This is a genomic window from Xenorhabdus koppenhoeferi (assembly GCF_900116635.1).
Classification (GTDB): Bacteria; Pseudomonadota; Gammaproteobacteria; order Enterobacterales; family Enterobacteriaceae; genus Xenorhabdus; species Xenorhabdus koppenhoeferi.
This window is the reverse complement of sequence record NZ_FPBJ01000001.1, coordinates 1-16,027: the sequence shown is the minus strand read 5'-3', so window position 1 is coordinate 16,027 and position 16,027 is coordinate 1. Positions and strand designations below refer to the sequence as shown.

Here is a 16,027-nt window from a genome sequence, read left to right as displayed (position 1 = left end):
GGATAGTGGATAGTGGATAGTGGATAGTGGATAGTGGATAGTGGAGAGAGATGATTATGACTCTCTCCACAGCATAATATATTGTTTAGTATTAAAATGCAGTGGTTTCCCTCTAATCTTATAAAACTTATGGGAATAAAAAACCGACGTTATGCCGGTTTTTCATTAGATAATTAATTTTATAACCAGGGATTATATTTTTGCCTCTGTTTCAACTTTCAGTGAGTTAATCTTCACTTTATTGATGCGATGGCTGGTGATTTCCAGTGGTTCAAACAGGTAATCACCAATCTGTAGCTGCTCACCTTGTTGCGGAATATGTTGCAAATGTTCCATCAACAGGCCTGCAAGTGTCTGGTATTCGCGTTTTCCGTCCAATGGCAATGGTACGTAAAGAACTAAATCTTCTAGTGGCATAAACCCATTGGCAACCCAATATCCCTCTTCCATGACTTGAATATCATGGCGAGCATCCAGCTCTCCGCTACCTACCGGCAAATTACCAGTAATTGTTTCCATCACGTCTGTTACCGTAACTACACCTTCAACAGAACCAAACTCATCAACGACAAAAGCAAAGTGTGTTTGGGCTTGACGGAACTGCTCCAGTGCTTGCAGCAAGGAGAGAGATTCCGGGAAAATCAGCGGTTGTTGCACTAATTGCCGTAAATCGAACATATTATGGGTCAGTTGCTGATTAAGGATATCGATCACATGCACAACACCGAGAGGCTCATCGCTGGTTTGCTCATCAGTGACGACAATCCGTGTATGGGGTTTTTGTTCCAGCAGCATGGTCAATTTTTCGGCCGGAGCATGGACATCAAGATAAATAACATCATGGCGTGAAGTCATGATGCTACTGACGGTACGTTGTGCCATGCTGAGAACGCGGGCGATCATCTGACGCTCTTGAGGTTCAAAGACTTCTTTGTTATCCGAATCATCAGCAATCAGATCGGAAGTATGATTATCCAGTGTCGTGTTTTCACGTTTGCCATTTAAAATGTGCAGAACGGCCTCTGCGGTTCTTTCTCGCAGAGAGCGGGAAGCGCTCAAGAACTTGCGGCGATTGAACTGGGCGAATTGGTTCAGTGCTTCAATCATGATGGAGAAGCCGATGGCAGCATAAAGATAGCCTTTCGGAATATAATAACCAAAGCCTTCTGCAACTAAGCTGAAACCTATCATCAGTAAGAAGCTGAGACATAGGATAACGATCGTGGGGTGTGCATTGACGAATCTCGTCAGAGGCTTACTGGCCCATATCATCAGGATCATGGCAACGATAACAGCGGCAATCATGATACCAATATGATCGACCATACCCACGGCAGTAATGACGGAATCCAGAGAGAATACAGCATCCAAGACTATAATCTGCACAACAACAGGCCAGAAACTAGCTCCTTTGCGTTGTTGATTGGTATGCAGGTTTTTCCCTTCCAACCGTTCATTTAACTCCATTGTGGCCTTGAACAACAAGAAAATACCCCCTATCAGCATAATCAAATCACGAGCGCTGAAAGAGTGCTCCCACAGGGTAGTCAATGGATTAGTCAGGGAAATGAGCCAGGATAGGCTGAATAACAGCAATATCCTCATGATAAGGGCGCAGGAAAGCCCTGTAATGCGAGCTTTATCTCTCTGTTTTTCAGGAAGTTTGTCTGCCAGAATGGCAATAAATATTAAGTTGTCAATTCCGAGAACAATTTCTAAAACGATAAGTGTGGCCAAACCAGCCCATATCGTAGGATCAGCGATCCATTCCATACAATTTATTTTACCTTTTAATGTGACGGCTTTTGCCGACTGTTGAATAATGCGTATTGAAGTTCAAAATATCAATAGATGATTTATCTCAGTTGGAAATTTTTTCAGCGAAAGAACGTTACGACGGTATCGATTGCATCAATAACTACCTTCTATAGCCATTCCTGAGTTAACATGTGACCTCATTAACAAATTGTCCACTCTGTTTTGTTGCATACGGAATGTGTCACATATGCACAAAGTTACATATGAAATATAGCGTAACGTACTGCATTTTGGGTGGACAGCAGTCATTATTAGACGGGAGTTATTCATGTCCAAACAACAGATCGGTGTTGTCGGTATGGCGGTAATGGGGCGTAACCTGGCGTTGAATATTGAAAGCCGTGGTTATTCTGTATCTATTTTCAACCGCTCCAGCAATAAAACTGATGAAGTTACTGCTGAAAATCCAGGGAAAAAATTAGTTCCAAGTTATTCCATTGAAGAGTTTGTCGATTCGCTGGAAAAGCCACGTCGTATTCTGTTGATGGTTAAGGCAGGTGAGGCTACGGATAAAACCATTGCATCACTGACGCCATATTTGGATAAGGGTGATATTCTGATTGATGGTGGCAACACCTATTTTCAAGACACTATCCGTCGTAATCGTGAATTGTCTGCTCAGGGCTTTAATTTTATCGGTACGGGTGTTTCCGGTGGTGAAGAAGGTGCGTTGAAAGGCCCTTCAATCATGCCTGGCGGCCAGAAAGAAGCTTATGAACTGGTAGCGCCAATTCTGAAAGAGATCGCTGCGCAGGTTGATGGTGAGCCTTGTGTTACTTATATCGGGGCTGATGGTGCAGGGCACTATGTGAAAATGGTTCACAATGGTATTGAGTATGGTGATATGCAACTGATTGCGGAAGCCTATTCCTTGCTGAAAAATTCATTGAACCTGAGTAATCAGGAACTGGCTGAAGTATTCAGCGACTGGAACCAGGGTGAATTGAGTAGTTACCTGATTGAAATTACTTCTGATATCTTCCGTAAGCAAGATGAAGAAGGTAAATATCTGGTTGACGTGATTCTGGATGAAGCTGCCAATAAAGGGACGGGCAAATGGACTAGCCAAAGCGCTTTGGATCTGGGCGTTCCTGTGACACTGATTACCGAATCCGTATTCGCACGTTATATTTCTTCGCTGAAAGATCAGCGTGTGGCTGCGTCTAAAGTTCTGTCAGGCCCGGAAGCTCAGCCATTTAATGGTAATAAAGCAGAATTTATCGAGAAAGTTCGTCGTGCCCTGTACCTGGGTAAAATTGTTTCTTACGCACAAGGTTTCCAGCAGTTAAAAGCAGCATCGGATGAATATAACTGGGATCTGAACTACGGTGAAATTGCTAAGATCTTCCGCGCGGGTTGTATCATTCGTGCGCAATTCTTGCAAAAAATCACAGATGCATACAATGAAATCCCGGCTATCGCTAACCTGCTGTTAGCTCCTTACTTTAAACAAATCGCAGATGAATATCAGCAAGCTTTGCGTGATGTTGTTTCTTATGGCGTGCAGAATGGTATCCCAACTCCAACATTCTCTGCTGCTATTTCTTATTATGACAGCTATCGTTCAGCGGTATTACCCGCCAATTTGATTCAGGCACAGCGCGATTACTTTGGTGCGCATACTTACAAACGTACTGATAAAGAAGGTGTCTTCCACACTGAATGGTTGGACTAATCATTCAGTGTTTTAATTTAACATTGAATGATTAAAAATAAGGTGCTGATTTTTCAGCACCTTATTATTAGATAAAAGTGCTAATTTGAAGGTGTCCACTTGATTAATTTCTGTGCACACATCTTTAGCCAGTGCTCTAGGTCTGCATCATAACTGTAAAGAAGAACAGCTATACTGAGAGTAGCAAGACCGAATATTACTAGAACAAAAATATTATTCATATAATAATTCGCCTATTTTCATCTGGTTAAATTATAGCAAAATGTAAATTTTATTTAAGTTAACCTTAATTAATTACGTATTTTCTTTGTATTAACTTCAATCTGCTCTTTTCTGAAAAGCAACTAATTCAGGCATAGCGATACGGCGATAGTCCCCCGTATTTTTGCTACCTCTTCTGAACGGCCACCCGTAGAGTGCTCTATAACGCGATAGCGGGCATTATGTGTATCTATACACTTCGTCTTTCAAGTTGCAGCTTTGTTGGCTGCGCTCACTCACCCCGGTCACATAGTTATCTATGCTCCCGGGGATTTGCTCTCTTGCCGTCGCGCTGCATCTTGAAATCCATTGGATATAGCAGGGCAGTAAGACGCTCGAATATGTTATTTTTTAGCAAAATTTTCTCCAACATAAACCAAAAGTAAAAGCAAATGCCATTTTTTGCTCTTACATAGGCAATTATTGATTCTGGTCAAAATGACTGAAATAAATAAGTGTCACATTGTAATTCAATTCTCTTACATCTAGATTTGAAATACTTCAGTAAAATCTAAGGAGTTCCAAATGGCAGCATCCACTTTCTTTATCCCGCCAGTGAATAAAATTGGTATGGGGTGTATGACTGAAGCCGTCGAGTTAATAAAGAATTATGGCTACAGACAGGCTTTAATTATCACTGACCGCGTGCTGAACGAGATTGGTGTTGTTGAAAAGGTTCAGACTTTACTGGCGGATGCAGGGATAAAAAGTGCGATTTATGATGGAACGAATCCAAATCCAACCACCATTAATGTTGAGGAAGGATTGAAAATCCTACTCCAGAGTAACACTGATTGTGTAATCTCTTTAGGGGGTGGCTCATCACATGATTGCGCAAAGGGTATCGCATTGGTAGCTACCAACGGTGGGGATATTCGTGACTATGAAGGGGTTGATCTTTCAGCCAAACCACAGTTGCCTCTGATTGCTATTAATACTACCGCAGGTACAGCGTCTGAGATGACACGTTTTTGTATCATTACGGATATTGAGCGTCATATCAAAATGGCGATAGTGGATAAAAACGTTACACCTATTTTGTCAGTCAATGATTCTGCCTTAATGGCGGGGATGCCAAAAGGGCTGACAGCCGCAACGGGGATGGATGCACTGACTCATGCTATTGAAGCTTATGTTTCTACGGCGGCAAATCCTATCACTGATGCCTGTGCGTTGAAAGCGGTGACAATGATTAGTCACTATTTACGCCGTGCCGTTGAGGATGGTAATGATATGGAAGCGCGGGAAAATATGGCTTATGCCCAGTTCTTAGCTGGTATGGCGTTCAATAATGCATCCTTGGGATATGTTCATGCGATGGCACATCAGTTAGGCGGATTTTACGATTTACCACATGGTGTCTGTAATGCGGTTTTACTGCCACATGTACAAAGATTTAATGCCAAAGTGTCTACGGCTCGCCTGAAAGAGATTGCGGCAGCGATGGGGGCTGAAGTCGCAAATCTGAATGATGGGCAAGGCGCTGAAGTTTGTATCCAGACCATCAGTAAATTGGCCGCAGACGTGAATATTCCAGCAGGTTTGTCTGAATTGAATGTAAAAGAAGAAGACTTGCCAACATTGGCGACTAATGCTTTGAAAGATGCCTGTGGTTTCACTAATCCGGTTCAGGCTTCACATGAAGAAATTGTAGCTATCTTTAAGGCTGCAATGTAACTTACTGAACAATGGTTTTAATCACCGAGTATTCAAGTAACACTGGTTAAGATGATTTTTTTGGTAGTTCGTATTTCCAAAAGTGTACAGATGCATTACACATATATGTTCTTCTTTTCAGAGCTACTATGGGCTTACTCTGTACACTTGATGGGAATATTATCTTCCGCTATCACGTACTATATTTCACGCACTATATTTCACGTAATCCACATGATTGCGCGGTGAGACGTTCAACTGAAATCCCTACACAACATTCTTCTTGCAAAAAGCTGATCAGGTTTTTCAAATGCTGATATTCAGGTATGCATACAATAGTACGGCTGTGTTTCTCCTGACGGATCAATCCGACCTTTACCAGACGAGCGAGATGATGTGATAGCGTTGAAGCTGGAATCCCTAAGGCTTTCTGAATTTCCCCGACAGAGGCTCCTTGATGACCGGCTTTAACTAAATATCGAAATATGGCTAATCGGTGAGTGTTCCCTAGTTCAGCCAGGCTTTGTGCGACTTCTTCGTGTTTCATTCTGGTCTCTAAACAAAAATTTCTATGTTTCTAGAAATATACTTGACAGTGATTGCAATGGCAATCTATCATCCACCGATAATTCCATATTACTAGAAATATAGATACTTGGAGAATTAGAATGTCTTCTCAATTGCAAGAAACCCTAAACATGTTTGTCTTCCTTGCCATAGAATTATCAGCCTTATTCATTGGTGTGAGTTTATTGATAGGTCTTCTCCAGCGACATATACCTCCATCCAAGGTGGAAGCCTTACTGAGCACTAACCGGAAAAGAGGATATTTTTTGGCTGCAGCTCTCGGATCTATTACTCCTTTCTGTAGTTGTTCGACTATTCCGATGTTGAAAGGGTTAATTCGTGCCAAAGCTGGTTTTGGCCCAATGATGGTATTTTTATTTTCCTCCCCTTTGTTGAATCCCATCATTGTTGTATTGTTTGTTGCTACTTTTGGTCTGACGTTAACAGCTATTTATGTACTATCTGCCCTTCTAGTCTCACTTGGAGCTGGATGGTTGCTACAAGTATTGGGATTTGAACGTTATATACGCCGTGCAGAGGCGTCTGATGGCGGTAATTCTGGAAGTAATTGTGGTATTAAATCCACAATATCAAACAGTTGTGAATCAATAGCGACTTCCTGTTGTCCTGTTACTCAAACCACTACACAATCGACAAGTTGCTGTGATAACCAAATTATTAAAACTGATCGCCAGAAAAGTAAATACAGCGGTTTATGGCAGGAAGTTTGGTCAGATTTTAAGGGGGTACTACCGTATTTATTTATCGGTATTGCAATCGGCAGTGTTATTTATGGTTATATACCGACCAGCCTGCTAGAACAATATGCTGGCTCAGATAATCCTTTTGCTATCCCCGTTGCTGCTGTCATTGGCGTACCGCTATATATTCGTGCCGAAGCTTTGATCCCCCTTTCAGCAGCTCTGATGGCGAAAGGAGTCGGTGCCGGAACAGTTCTGGCGTTAATTATTGGTGGTGCCGGTGCCAGCCTGACTGAGTTAATTTTATTACGCTCCCTATTTACATTTAAGCTCTTGGCCGCCTTTGTCGCTGTTATCTTTGCTATGGCAATGATCGCAGGTTACACGACTTTCCTGTTTTTCTGAATACTCCCTTAGATGGCAAGCAAATAAACATATTGAGCCCAGAGGCCACTAGAATCATATCTGGCCTGAAGTTGGATTTTATTAGAGGAATGGAATGATGAAAACCAAAGAACAAGAATTATCTCAGCGAGTTGAAAATGTACAGCACTACTATGGTACAACTCTTTCAAGTAAGGAAGACTTGGTAACCAATGTTTGCACTGTCGATGAATCACCTTCCGATGAGATAAAAGACATATTAAAGACAGTTCATCCAGATGTGCAGAAGAGATTTTATGGTTGTGGTACTCCCTTTCCTCCTTTACTGGTGGGTTCAACTGTGTTGGATTTAGGCTGTGGTAGTGGGCGGGACTGCTTCATTTTATCTAAGTTGGTAGGGCAAGAAGGACATGTTATTGGCATCGATACTACACTTGAACAAATTGAATTTGCCAAGAGTCACATTGAATATCATCGGGATGCCTATGGTTACAACGAAAGTAATGTACATTTTATACACGGTAATATTGAGTCCTTGGATCAACTCAATTTACCGTCGAATAGTGTTGATATCATAGTTTCCAATTGTGTCATTAATCTGGCAGCTGCAAAATTTAATGTGCTTCAGGGGATGTTTCAGTTGCTTAAATCTGGCGGCGAAATTTATTTTGCTGATATTTTCTCCGATCGCAGACTCTCACCGGTGTTGAAAAATGATCCATTGCTGATTGGAGAATGTATTGGTGATGTGTTGTATTATGGCGACTTCGTGAAAGTCGCTCGTGATGCAGGCTTTCGGGATATACGGGTTGTTTCAAGTTATTTAAAAACCATCAACAACAAGCCCATTGAAGAAAAGTTGGGGGGCGCAAAACTGTATTCAATGACTCTCAGATTATTCAAGATTGATCTAGAGGATAGTTGTGAGGATTACGGTCAAGTTGCTATATACAAAGGTAATCTTCCCGGGGCTTCCATTCGCTTTATGCTTGATCAAGAACATATATTTGAGACAGGGAAAGCGGTGCCGATATGCCGAAATACAGCAGATATCATTTGTAAAAGCCGATACCATAGCTTGTTTAGTGTAATTGGTGAAGGACACACACATTTTGGGATTTTTAATTGTGGAACAGCTTCAAACAACTTTTCAGCCTCAAATGAGGTTTCCATGTATGCATCGAGTGGCTGTAGTTGCTAAGCACTGACAAACTCAGATACAAAAGGTTATCTCATAAGGTTGCAAGAGGCCACTCCGGATATAATTTAGTGAAGTGGCGGATACTTTGTGAACTTTGTCTGGCAATCTATTATTGTTGGTTAGATTGCCGTTCCTGCAATCGACGGATAATTTGACTGAGATCCAGTTCCTGATCTTGCAATAAAACCAGCAGATGATAAACCAAATCTGCGGCTTCGCTGGTTAACTCTTCTCTATCATTCACTGTGGCTGCCAGTGCTGTTTCTAGACCTTCTTCACCTACCTTCTGAGCAATCCGTTTTGTTCCGCTTGCGTACAATCGTGCGGTATAAGAGCTGTCTGGAGAAGAGTTTTTTCGGCTTGCCAGTAGTTGTTCCAATTGATAAAGAAAACCCCAGTCAGTTTGTGCAGGGGCAAAGCAACTTTCAGTGCCATTATGGCAAGTTGGGCCAATAGGATCTACGAGAATAAGTAAGGTATCGTTGTCACAATCAGGATAGATGGCTACCAGATTGAGGAAATGACCGGAGCTTTCTCCTTTTGTCCATAACCGTTGCTTGGTACGGGAAAAAAAGGTCACTTTTCCAGAATCAAGTGTGACATTCAGTGCTTCCTGATTCATGTAACCCATCATCAATACTGATCCGGAAACGGCATGTTGGACGACAACAGGCATTAAGTTCTCTACTTTTTCCCAATCCAGTTTCTCGATTTCTTGTGTTGTGAATTGTTGTGTCAGCATGTTCTAACCTCGATACCCTGTGTAGCAAGATATTGTTTGAGTTCACTGATCTTGATGATTTGTTTATGAAAAACAGATGCAGCCAGAGCACCATCAACGTTGGCAAATTTAAAAGCATCCAGAAAGTGTTCGGGTGTTCCAGCGCCGCCAGAAGCGACCAGTGGCACAGAACAGATATCACGGACTCGTTTTAATTGTGTAAGGTCATAACCATTGCGGACACCATCCTGATTCATCATATTCAGGACAATTTCACCAGCCCCGCGTTGTTGAACTTCCTTGACCCAATCCAGTGTTTGCCTGCCCGTGATAGTTGTACGCTGTTCATCTCCTGTAAATTGGTAAACCTGATAACTATTTGTTTTTTCATCAAACCAGGTATCAATTCCTACAACGACACATTGAACACCGTAGCGTTCAGCCAGACGGTTAATCAATTCCGGATCAGTCAGGGCAGGGGAGTTGATGGAAATTTTATCTGCACCGAATGATAAAATCTGGCCTGCCTCCTCAATAGTTTTAATGCCACCTGCTACGCAAAAAGGGATATCAATGACTTCAGCAACTTTCGCCACCCAGCTTTTATCCACTACGCGACCATCAGAAGAAGCAGTAATATCGTAAAATACCAATTCATCAGCACCTTCTTGAGCATAGCGTTGTGCGAGGGGAACAATATCACCAATAATTTCGTGATTGCGGAATTGAACACCTTTGACGACGTGTCCATCACGGATGTCAAGGCATGGAATTATGCGTTTTGCCAACATTGGATAGCCTCCGTCAGTGTGAATTTGCCTTCAAGCAACGCGCGCCCGACAATAACACCCGCTACGCCAGATGCAGGCAGAGGAGAGATATCGGTGAGGCTGCCAATACCTCCGGATGCTTGAAACTGGATTTGCGGGTACTGTTGGCTGATCTCATGATAAAGTGTGATGTTAGAGCCGTTTAATGTGCCATCACGGGAAATATCAGTACACAACACATGTTTTAATCCAACAGGAAGATATTGCTCAATGACATTTTCAAGCGTGGCATTGCTGTTTTCCTGCCAGCCGCTGATGGCAATTTGTTTAATTCCATCTTTTCTTATGCGAGTATCCAGCGCCAGTACAATCGATTCAGCACCGTAACGTTGAAACCATTGCATAACTAATTCAGGCTGCGTAATTGCAATAGAACCCATCACAACTCGACTGGCACCGGCTTCAAGAAGTGCTTTGATATCATTTTCTGAGCGAATGCCTCCACCGACTTGAATCGGAACGGTGACTCCCGCGAGCAGTTGTTTCAAAAGTGTAATCTGGCGATTGGCTGGATCTTTTGCTCCGGTGAGATCCACCAAATGCAGTAAGTTAGCACCTTCCTGTTCATATTGTTGCAAACGAGAGAGGGGAGAATTGCCATAATCCCGCCGCTGGTCGTAATCTCCCTGATGCAAACGCACCACATTACCGTCAATTAAATCTAATGCAGGTATAATCATGTGATTACATCCCCAAAAAGTTTTTCAATAATTGTGCACCCGCTGCGCCAGAGCGTTCAGGATGGAATTGCACACCAAAGAAATTATCTTTCGCAATGGCGCTGCTAAATGTGTTGCCATATTCTGTTTGAGCAATCGTATATTCACCAACAGGCAGGGCATAACTGTGAACAAAATAGAAACGGGCATTGTCAGCGATATGCTGAAATAGAGGATGTTTTTTTTGTACCTTCACGTGGTTCCAGCCCATGTGTGGCAATGGCAAACCAGTGGTTGCCATTTTTTCGACAGGAGCATCAATTAATTTCAGCAGTGGGGTGTTATCACTTTCTTCACTGACGGAAGCTAATAATTGCATACCGAGGCAAATACCCAATACGGGTTGGGAAAGTGAGTTAATCAATGGAATTAATTGGCGTTGTTCGAGTTGATCCATTGCGGCTCTGGCTGTTCCTACTCCCGGCAACAGTAGTTTATCCGCTGAACACACAATTTCTGTGTCCAAACTAACAATCGGTTGACAACCTAATCGCTGAACTGCATAGGTAACAGAAGCAAGGTTGGCACAGCCTGTATCCAGAATAACAACGTTCATCATGGCTTCCTTTTAAGCATTACCTTATAAAACACCTTTGGAACTCGGCAAAGTGTCACCTTCTACACGAATGGCCTGGCGTAATGTCCGACCAAAGACTTTGAACAGGCTTTCTGCCCGATGATGGTCATTCTTTCCTTTAGTTTTCAGGTGCAAGGTGCATCCCATCGTGTAAGAAAGGGAGCGGAAGAAGTGTTCAATCATCTCTGTACTTAAATCTCCGACGCGCTGATATTTAAATTCGGCTTTATATTCTAAATGTGGGCGACCGGAAATATCTAAGGCACAGTGAGCAAGGCATTCATCCATTGGCAGCGTGAAGCCAAAGCGGGTAATACCGCGTTTATCCCCCAATGCTAGCTTCAGGGCCTCACCCAGCACCAAACCTGTATCTTCAACGGTATGATGATCGTCAATATAGAGGTCACCTTTGACTTGTATGTTCATGCGGAAGCTACCGTGAGTTGCGATCTGATCCAGCATATGATCAAAAAAACCAACACCTGTATTGATGCGGCTTTCACCTTCACGATCCAACCAAACTGCAATATCAATCGTAGTTTCTTTGGTTTTCCGTTCAACATGCACGTGGCGATCTTTACATGTCAGTTTTTCACAAATAGCTGACCAGCCCAGTGATTCTGGCTGATAGCGAATGCCTTGAATCTTCATGTTTTGCGCTAATTGCAGATCGGTTTCCCGATCACCGATGACATAACTGTTTTCGGTATCCATGACATCTTTTGCCAGATATTTTTCCACCAAGCCGAGTTTTGGCTTACGGCAATTACAGTTATCTTCAGGTTTGTGCGGGCAGATCAATATTTCTTCAAAACGGATGCCTTGTGAGATGAAAATTTGCATCATAAGGGCATGCGGAGGCTCAAAATCAGCTTGTGGGAAACTGGTGGTGCCCAATCCATCCTGATTAGTGATCATGACCAGTTTGTATCCTGCTGTTTGCAGGGATAGCAGGGCAGGAATAACCCCTGCTTCGAATGCCAGTTTATCCAGGCGATCAACTTGATAATCATTGGATGGTTCAGTGATTAACGTTCCATCGCGGTCAATAAAAAGTAGTCTCTGTCTCATGGATTCTCAGTTTCCTTGATTTGTTGAGTTTGGCTGGAAAGCACATTGATGGCATTGATCAACTGTTCACATTCATTTCGGCTGCCAATAGTGATACGAAGACAATTATCCAATCCCGGTTGTTTGCGTTGATCACGTAATATGATCCCTTGATCCCATAGGGTCTTGAATACCATTTCTGCATCAGTAAATTTCACCAGAATATAATTAGTTTCACTGGGAAATACGTTTTCAACCAGTTCTAATTTAGTCAGTTCTCGCTCAAGATAAGACCGATTGTTCACAATTTCTGCTACTCGATTTCTCATCAAACAAATGCCAGTTTCTGTCAGTGCTTGTGCTGCGATATCCGCGACAGGTGTAGCCAGTGGATAAGGGGCAATCACTTTTAATATCAGCGTGATGATATCGGCAGATGCCAACGTAAATCCACAGCGCAATCCCGCCAAAGCAAAAGCTTTCGAGAGGGTTCGCAAAATGACTAAGTGAGGGTAGTCTTGCAGCCAATGGGTGATAGTATGTTGCGGACAAAATTCGATGTAGGCTTCGTCAATGGCAACAATCGCACGATTGCGCGAGAGTTCAATAATCTGGCGTAATGCTGCGGGATCGATCAGGTTACCTGTGGGATTGTTGGGGCTACAAATATAGATAAGTTTGACGCGATCAAGATTATTTTCGATAGCGGTAATGTCGGGTTGCCAGTTAGCGCTGACAGGGATTTTTTTCTGTTCTACGCCGAAAGCTTCCGCGCTAACACTGTACATGCCATAGGTTGGGGGGCAAAACAGGACGGCATCACGCCCCGGTTCGCAAAAAACACGGATCAGCAATTCGATGGATTCATCGGCACCACGGCTGACAAGAACTTGCTCAGGTGTAAGGCCGACATAATTTGCATAACGTTGAATGACTGTTGTCGGCTGACATTCAGGATAGCGATTCAGTGTGTTTTCGGTAAGTTGGTAATCGGTCGCTATCGGATATTCGTTCGCATTTAACCAAATATTACCATTACCGCCTAAGCGTCGGGCTGACATGTAAGGGACTAAGTTACGAACATTTTCTCTTGCTAATGAATTGATATCAAACACTGTATTCATGATTGATCCTTAGCTTTGTGATTCCGATTTTGTGTTATTCAAGGCTGCTATGCGTAATGTAACGGCATTTTTGTGGGCGATAAGTTGTTCTGCCTGCGCCAGTGTTTCAATGGTTGGAGCGAGATTTATCAACCCCTGCGGTGTAAGACGTTGAACCGTCATTCTTTTTAGAAAGTCAGCCAGTCCCAAACCGGAATAGGTTGAAGTATAGCCATAGGTGGGCAGAACGTGATTAGTGCCGGAAGCGTAATCCCCTGCGGATTCAGGTGACCAATCACCAAGGAAAATGGAGCCAGCACTGGTGATTTGTTCTACTAATTGCTCAGGCTGGCGGGTTTGAATAATCAAATGTTCCGGGCCGTATTGGTTGCTGATCTCCACGCATTGGGTGAGATTTTCAGCAATAATGATCCGGCTGGCTTGTAGCGCTTGGGTTGCAATTTGCTGGCGTGGTAATGCGTTAAGCTGGATTTCAATTTCACCAATCACTTGCCTGGCAAAGGTTTCATCAGGTGTTACCAGTATGACTTGAGAATCGGGGCCGTGTTCGGCTTGGGAAAGTAGGTCAGCCGCAGTAAAGATGGGATTGGCTCCGCTATCCGCGATGACCAATACTTCAGATGGGCCTGCGGGCATGTCAATTGTCGCACCATTAATGCATTGACTCACCTGACGTTTGGCTTCCGTGACCCATGCATTGCCGGGGCCAAAAATTTTGTCCACTTTAGGAACAGATTCAGTTCCAAAGGCCATGGCAGCAATGGCTTGCGCACCTCCAATGTTGAAAATCTCGTTGATCCCGCATAGTTGTGCAGCATAAAGAATTTCATCGGCAATGGGTGGTGGAGAGCAGAGGATGACTTTACGGCATCCCGCAATATTGGCTGGTATACCAAGCATAAGTACTGTGGAAGGCAAGGGCGCAGAGCCACCGGGAATATAGAGACCAACTGAATCTATTGGGCGAGTGATTTGCTGGCAACGAACGCCCGGTAATGTTTCAACATCAATTTCTTCTGGTTTTTGTGCTTCATGGAATCGGCGGATATTGTTCATTGCCTGCTGTATCGCCTGCTTAATCTCTGGTGTCAGGCGGCTGGCGGCTGCATCTACTTCATTTTCATTGGCTGCAATTTGGATAGTCTCAACGGCTATTTTATCGAAGCGTTGGTTGAATTCCCGCAATGACTGATCACCACGTGCCTTTACCGTTTCCAGAATCTGTTTAACAGTATATGAAATATCTTCAGATGCAGCGACAGCAGGGCGTGTCAGCAAAATTTTTTGTTGCTCTGGCGTACATTCTTGCCAGCGAATGATGGCCTTGAAATTAGTGTTCATCAACGTTACTCCATCATTTTTTCGATTGGCAGAACTAAAATGGAACTGGCACCCAATGATTTGAGTTTTTCCATCGTTTCCCAAAACAGTGTTTCACTACTGACCATATGCATAGCGACACGATTTTGCGCGCCAGCCAGTGGCAAAATGGTGGGACGTTCAGCTCCCGGCAGCAGGGAAATAATCTCTTCGAGCTTATCACTGGGTGCATGTAGCATGATGTATTTGGATTCTCGTGCCTGGATGACACCCTGAATGCGGATCATCAATTTGTCGATAAGCTGTTGTTTGTCTTCTGGCATCTTTCCATCACGTTGGATCAGACAGGCTTTTGAACGATAGATGATTTCCACTTCCCGCAAGCCATTGGCTTCCAGTGTTGCGCCTGTTGAGACTAAATCGCAGATAGCATCTGCCAGCCCAGCACGAGGAGCAACTTCAACAGAACCATTGAGGAGGCAGGATTTGAAACGTATACCTTTTTGATCGAGATAACGCTTCAATAAGTGAGGGTAAGATGTAGCGATACGGGAATTTTGCAGGCATTCTACACCGGTATAGTCGCAGTCGAAGGGCGCGGCAAGGGAGAGACGGCAGTCGCCGAAATAGAGACGGTGCAAGGTTGAATAACGGGGATCTTCTCCTTGTGCCCGACGTGTCAGTAATTCTTCTTCAAGAACATTTTCACCGATAATACCTAAATCGACAACACCATCCATGATAAGGCCGGGAATATCGTCATCGCGGACGCGCAAGATATCAATGGGCATATTTTCTGCAAATGCGATCAGACGTTGTTGTTGCAAATTAATTTTAATACCACAGCGTGCAAGTAATTCCCGTGAATCATCACTAAGGCGACCTGATTTTTGAATGGCTATCCGTAAGCGTGTTTTATCTAACATGTTGTGTTTTACCCTATCTCAATTTTCGGTCATATAAATCAGAAATAAAAAACCCCCGGAAGATCTTCCGAGGGTTTTTCTTTGTATTCATACCACCGGAAGACGGGTTAAATGTCTTCCAGCACACAGCAGCCTGAAAGACTAGTCAGGATGATGGTGATGATGATGGTTAAATTGAATACGGTTCATAATATGTAAGCTCTCTGTCTGCTTTTTTGAGTTTAATTCTATGTTCGGCACTGCTTTCAAAAAGATGAATTGTGCGTTAAATAGTGCTGTTTACACTGCCTATAAATGAAAACTCTGTTTGCGAATAAGGGGGTGGTTGCTTGTTGTTTAACCTATACGATTTTATGTATAAAAAGCAAACTTTTTTTGGGAAAGATATTTATTATGCTCTAGTACTACAGCCGTAATCCATATTGTGCCATGATGGGGCTCTTCTTCCTTAAATAAAAGGCGGTGTCACATGTCATCCCCTGCCAAAATCTGGGAAC

At 43.2% G+C, this 16,027-nt stretch carries 15 protein-coding genes, 1 pseudogene and 1 other annotated feature; of the genes and pseudogenes, 4 read left to right on the top strand and 12 right to left on the bottom strand.

Features of this window, described 5'->3' with window-relative positions; translation table 11 throughout:
* Positions 1-192: 192 nt before the first annotated feature.
* Positions 193-1,773 carry a TerC family protein gene (locus BM329_RS00070; RefSeq protein WP_092547207.1) on the bottom strand — a complete coding sequence of 527 codons (1,581 nt, stop codon included), beginning with the start codon at positions 1,771-1,773 and terminating at the stop codon, positions 193-195.
* A gap of 313 nt (positions 1,774-2,086) precedes the next feature.
* Here BM329_RS00070 and gndA point away from each other — a divergent pair, with 313 nt between their 5' ends.
* Positions 2,087-3,493: an NADP-dependent phosphogluconate dehydrogenase gene (gene gndA / locus BM329_RS00065; RefSeq protein WP_092547205.1), complete on the top strand. Its 1,407-nt coding sequence runs from the start codon at positions 2,087-2,089 to the stop codon at positions 3,491-3,493.
* A gap of 371 nt (positions 3,494-3,864) precedes the next feature.
* On the opposite strand, the pseudogene BM329_RS14895 reads toward gndA, so the two are convergent.
* Positions 3,865-3,948, bottom strand: a pseudogene (locus BM329_RS14895) (YbaK/prolyl-tRNA synthetase associated domain-containing protein); the annotation flags it as partial.
* A gap of 331 nt (positions 3,949-4,279) precedes the next feature.
* On the opposite strand from BM329_RS14895, the gene yiaY reads away from it, so the two are divergent.
* Entirely contained in the window at positions 4,280-5,431 is a 1,152-nt protein-coding gene (gene yiaY, locus BM329_RS00060) for an L-threonine dehydrogenase (RefSeq protein WP_092547203.1), read from the top strand.
* Positions 5,432-5,624: 193 nt separating this feature from the next.
* On the opposite strand, the gene BM329_RS00055 is transcribed toward yiaY, so the two are convergent.
* Positions 5,625-5,957: an ArsR/SmtB family transcription factor gene (locus tag BM329_RS00055; RefSeq protein ID WP_092547201.1), complete on the bottom strand. Its 333-nt coding sequence runs from the start codon at positions 5,955-5,957 to the stop codon at positions 5,625-5,627.
* A gap of 121 nt (positions 5,958-6,078) precedes the next feature.
* Here BM329_RS00055 and BM329_RS00050 point away from each other — a divergent pair, with 121 nt between their 5' ends.
* Both BM329_RS00050 and BM329_RS00045 read left to right on the top strand, forming a co-directional pair.
* Positions 6,079-7,083, top strand: a complete 1,005-nt coding sequence (locus tag BM329_RS00050) for a permease (protein WP_092547199.1) — start codon at positions 6,079-6,081, stop codon at positions 7,081-7,083.
* Positions 7,084-7,180: 97 nt separating this feature from the next.
* A complete protein-coding gene (locus BM329_RS00045) occupies positions 7,181-8,263 on the top strand; it encodes a methyltransferase domain-containing protein (RefSeq protein ID WP_092547196.1) in 1,083 nt (360 codons plus the stop codon).
* Between the two features lie 109 nt (positions 8,264-8,372).
* Here the strand turns inward: BM329_RS00045 and hisIE are convergent, their stop codons facing one another.
* The 9 genes from hisIE to hisL all read right to left on the bottom strand — a co-directional run bounded on the left by hisIE (position 8,373) and on the right by hisL (position 15,719).
* Positions 8,373-9,005: a bifunctional phosphoribosyl-AMP cyclohydrolase/phosphoribosyl-ATP diphosphatase HisIE gene (gene hisIE / locus BM329_RS00040; RefSeq protein ID WP_092547194.1), complete on the bottom strand. Its 633-nt coding sequence runs from the start codon at positions 9,003-9,005 to the stop codon at positions 8,373-8,375.
* The gene (hisF, locus tag BM329_RS00035; RefSeq protein WP_092547192.1) at positions 8,999-9,775 is read right to left on the bottom strand and encodes an imidazole glycerol phosphate synthase subunit HisF; all 777 of its coding nucleotides are present in this window, start codon (positions 9,773-9,775) and stop codon (positions 8,999-9,001) included. The genes hisIE and hisF overlap by 7 nt, the downstream gene beginning before the upstream one ends.
* On the bottom strand, positions 9,757-10,494 hold the full coding sequence (hisA, locus tag BM329_RS00030; RefSeq protein ID WP_092547171.1) for a 1-(5-phosphoribosyl)-5-[(5-phosphoribosylamino)methylideneamino]imidazole-4-carboxamide isomerase: 738 nt from the start codon (positions 10,492-10,494) through the stop codon (positions 9,757-9,759). The genes hisF and hisA overlap by 19 nt, the downstream gene beginning before the upstream one ends.
* Before the next feature lie 4 nt (positions 10,495-10,498).
* Complete coding sequence (hisH, locus tag BM329_RS00025; RefSeq protein ID WP_092547169.1) at positions 10,499-11,089, bottom strand: imidazole glycerol phosphate synthase subunit HisH; 591 nt, start codon at positions 11,087-11,089, stop codon at positions 10,499-10,501.
* Positions 11,090-11,113: 24 nt separating this feature from the next.
* A complete protein-coding gene (gene hisB / locus BM329_RS00020) occupies positions 11,114-12,181 on the bottom strand; it encodes a bifunctional histidinol-phosphatase/imidazoleglycerol-phosphate dehydratase HisB (RefSeq protein WP_092547167.1) in 1,068 nt (355 codons plus the stop codon).
* A complete protein-coding gene (gene hisC, locus BM329_RS00015; RefSeq protein WP_092547165.1) occupies positions 12,178-13,284 on the bottom strand; it encodes a histidinol-phosphate transaminase in 1,107 nt (368 codons plus the stop codon). Before hisC ends, hisB begins: the two co-directional genes overlap by 4 nt.
* 9 nt (positions 13,285-13,293) lie before the next feature.
* Positions 13,294-14,628, bottom strand: a complete 1,335-nt coding sequence (gene hisD / locus BM329_RS00010) for a histidinol dehydrogenase (protein WP_177216151.1) — start codon at positions 14,626-14,628, stop codon at positions 13,294-13,296.
* 2 nt (positions 14,629-14,630) lie between these two features.
* Positions 14,631-15,530, bottom strand: a complete 900-nt coding sequence (gene hisG, locus BM329_RS00005; RefSeq protein WP_092547161.1) for an ATP phosphoribosyltransferase — start codon at positions 15,528-15,530, stop codon at positions 14,631-14,633.
* Positions 15,531-15,573: 43 nt separating this feature from the next.
* Positions 15,574-15,696: a sequence feature (His leader region), on the bottom strand.
* Complete coding sequence (gene hisL / locus BM329_RS14255; RefSeq protein ID WP_113967449.1) at positions 15,672-15,719, bottom strand: his operon leader peptide; 48 nt, start codon at positions 15,717-15,719, stop codon at positions 15,672-15,674. (Overlaps the previous feature by 25 nt.)
* Positions 15,720-16,027 lie beyond the last annotated feature (308 nt).

Coding starts and splice junctions, on each gene's coding strand:
- BM329_RS00070 (WP_092547207.1), bottom strand. CDS start 1,773: ATGGAATGGATCGCTGATCCTACGATATGGGCTGGTTTGGCCACACTT.
- gndA (WP_092547205.1), top strand. CDS start 2,087: ATGTCCAAACAACAGATCGGTGTTGTCGGTATGGCGGTAATGGGGCGT.
- yiaY (WP_092547203.1), top strand. CDS start 4,280: ATGGCAGCATCCACTTTCTTTATCCCGCCAGTGAATAAAATTGGTATG.
- BM329_RS00055 (WP_092547201.1), bottom strand. CDS start 5,957: ATGAAACACGAAGAAGTCGCACAAAGCCTGGCTGAACTAGGGAACACT.
- BM329_RS00050 (WP_092547199.1), top strand. CDS start 6,079: ATGTCTTCTCAATTGCAAGAAACCCTAAACATGTTTGTCTTCCTTGCC.
- BM329_RS00045 (WP_092547196.1), top strand. CDS start 7,181: ATGAAAACCAAAGAACAAGAATTATCTCAGCGAGTTGAAAATGTACAG.
- hisIE (WP_092547194.1), bottom strand. CDS start 9,005: ATGCTGACACAACAATTCACAACACAAGAAATCGAGAAACTGGATTGG.
- hisF (WP_092547192.1), bottom strand. CDS start 9,775: ATGTTGGCAAAACGCATAATTCCATGCCTTGACATCCGTGATGGACAC.
- hisA (WP_092547171.1), bottom strand. CDS start 10,494: ATGATTATACCTGCATTAGATTTAATTGACGGTAATGTGGTGCGTTTG.
- hisH (WP_092547169.1), bottom strand. CDS start 11,089: ATGAACGTTGTTATTCTGGATACAGGCTGTGCCAACCTTGCTTCTGTT.
- hisB (WP_092547167.1), bottom strand. CDS start 12,181: ATGAGACAGAGACTACTTTTTATTGACCGCGATGGAACGTTAATCACT.
- hisC (WP_092547165.1), bottom strand. CDS start 13,284: ATGAATACAGTGTTTGATATCAATTCATTAGCAAGAGAAAATGTTCGT.
- hisG (WP_092547161.1), bottom strand. CDS start 15,530: ATGTTAGATAAAACACGCTTACGGATAGCCATTCAAAAATCAGGTCGC.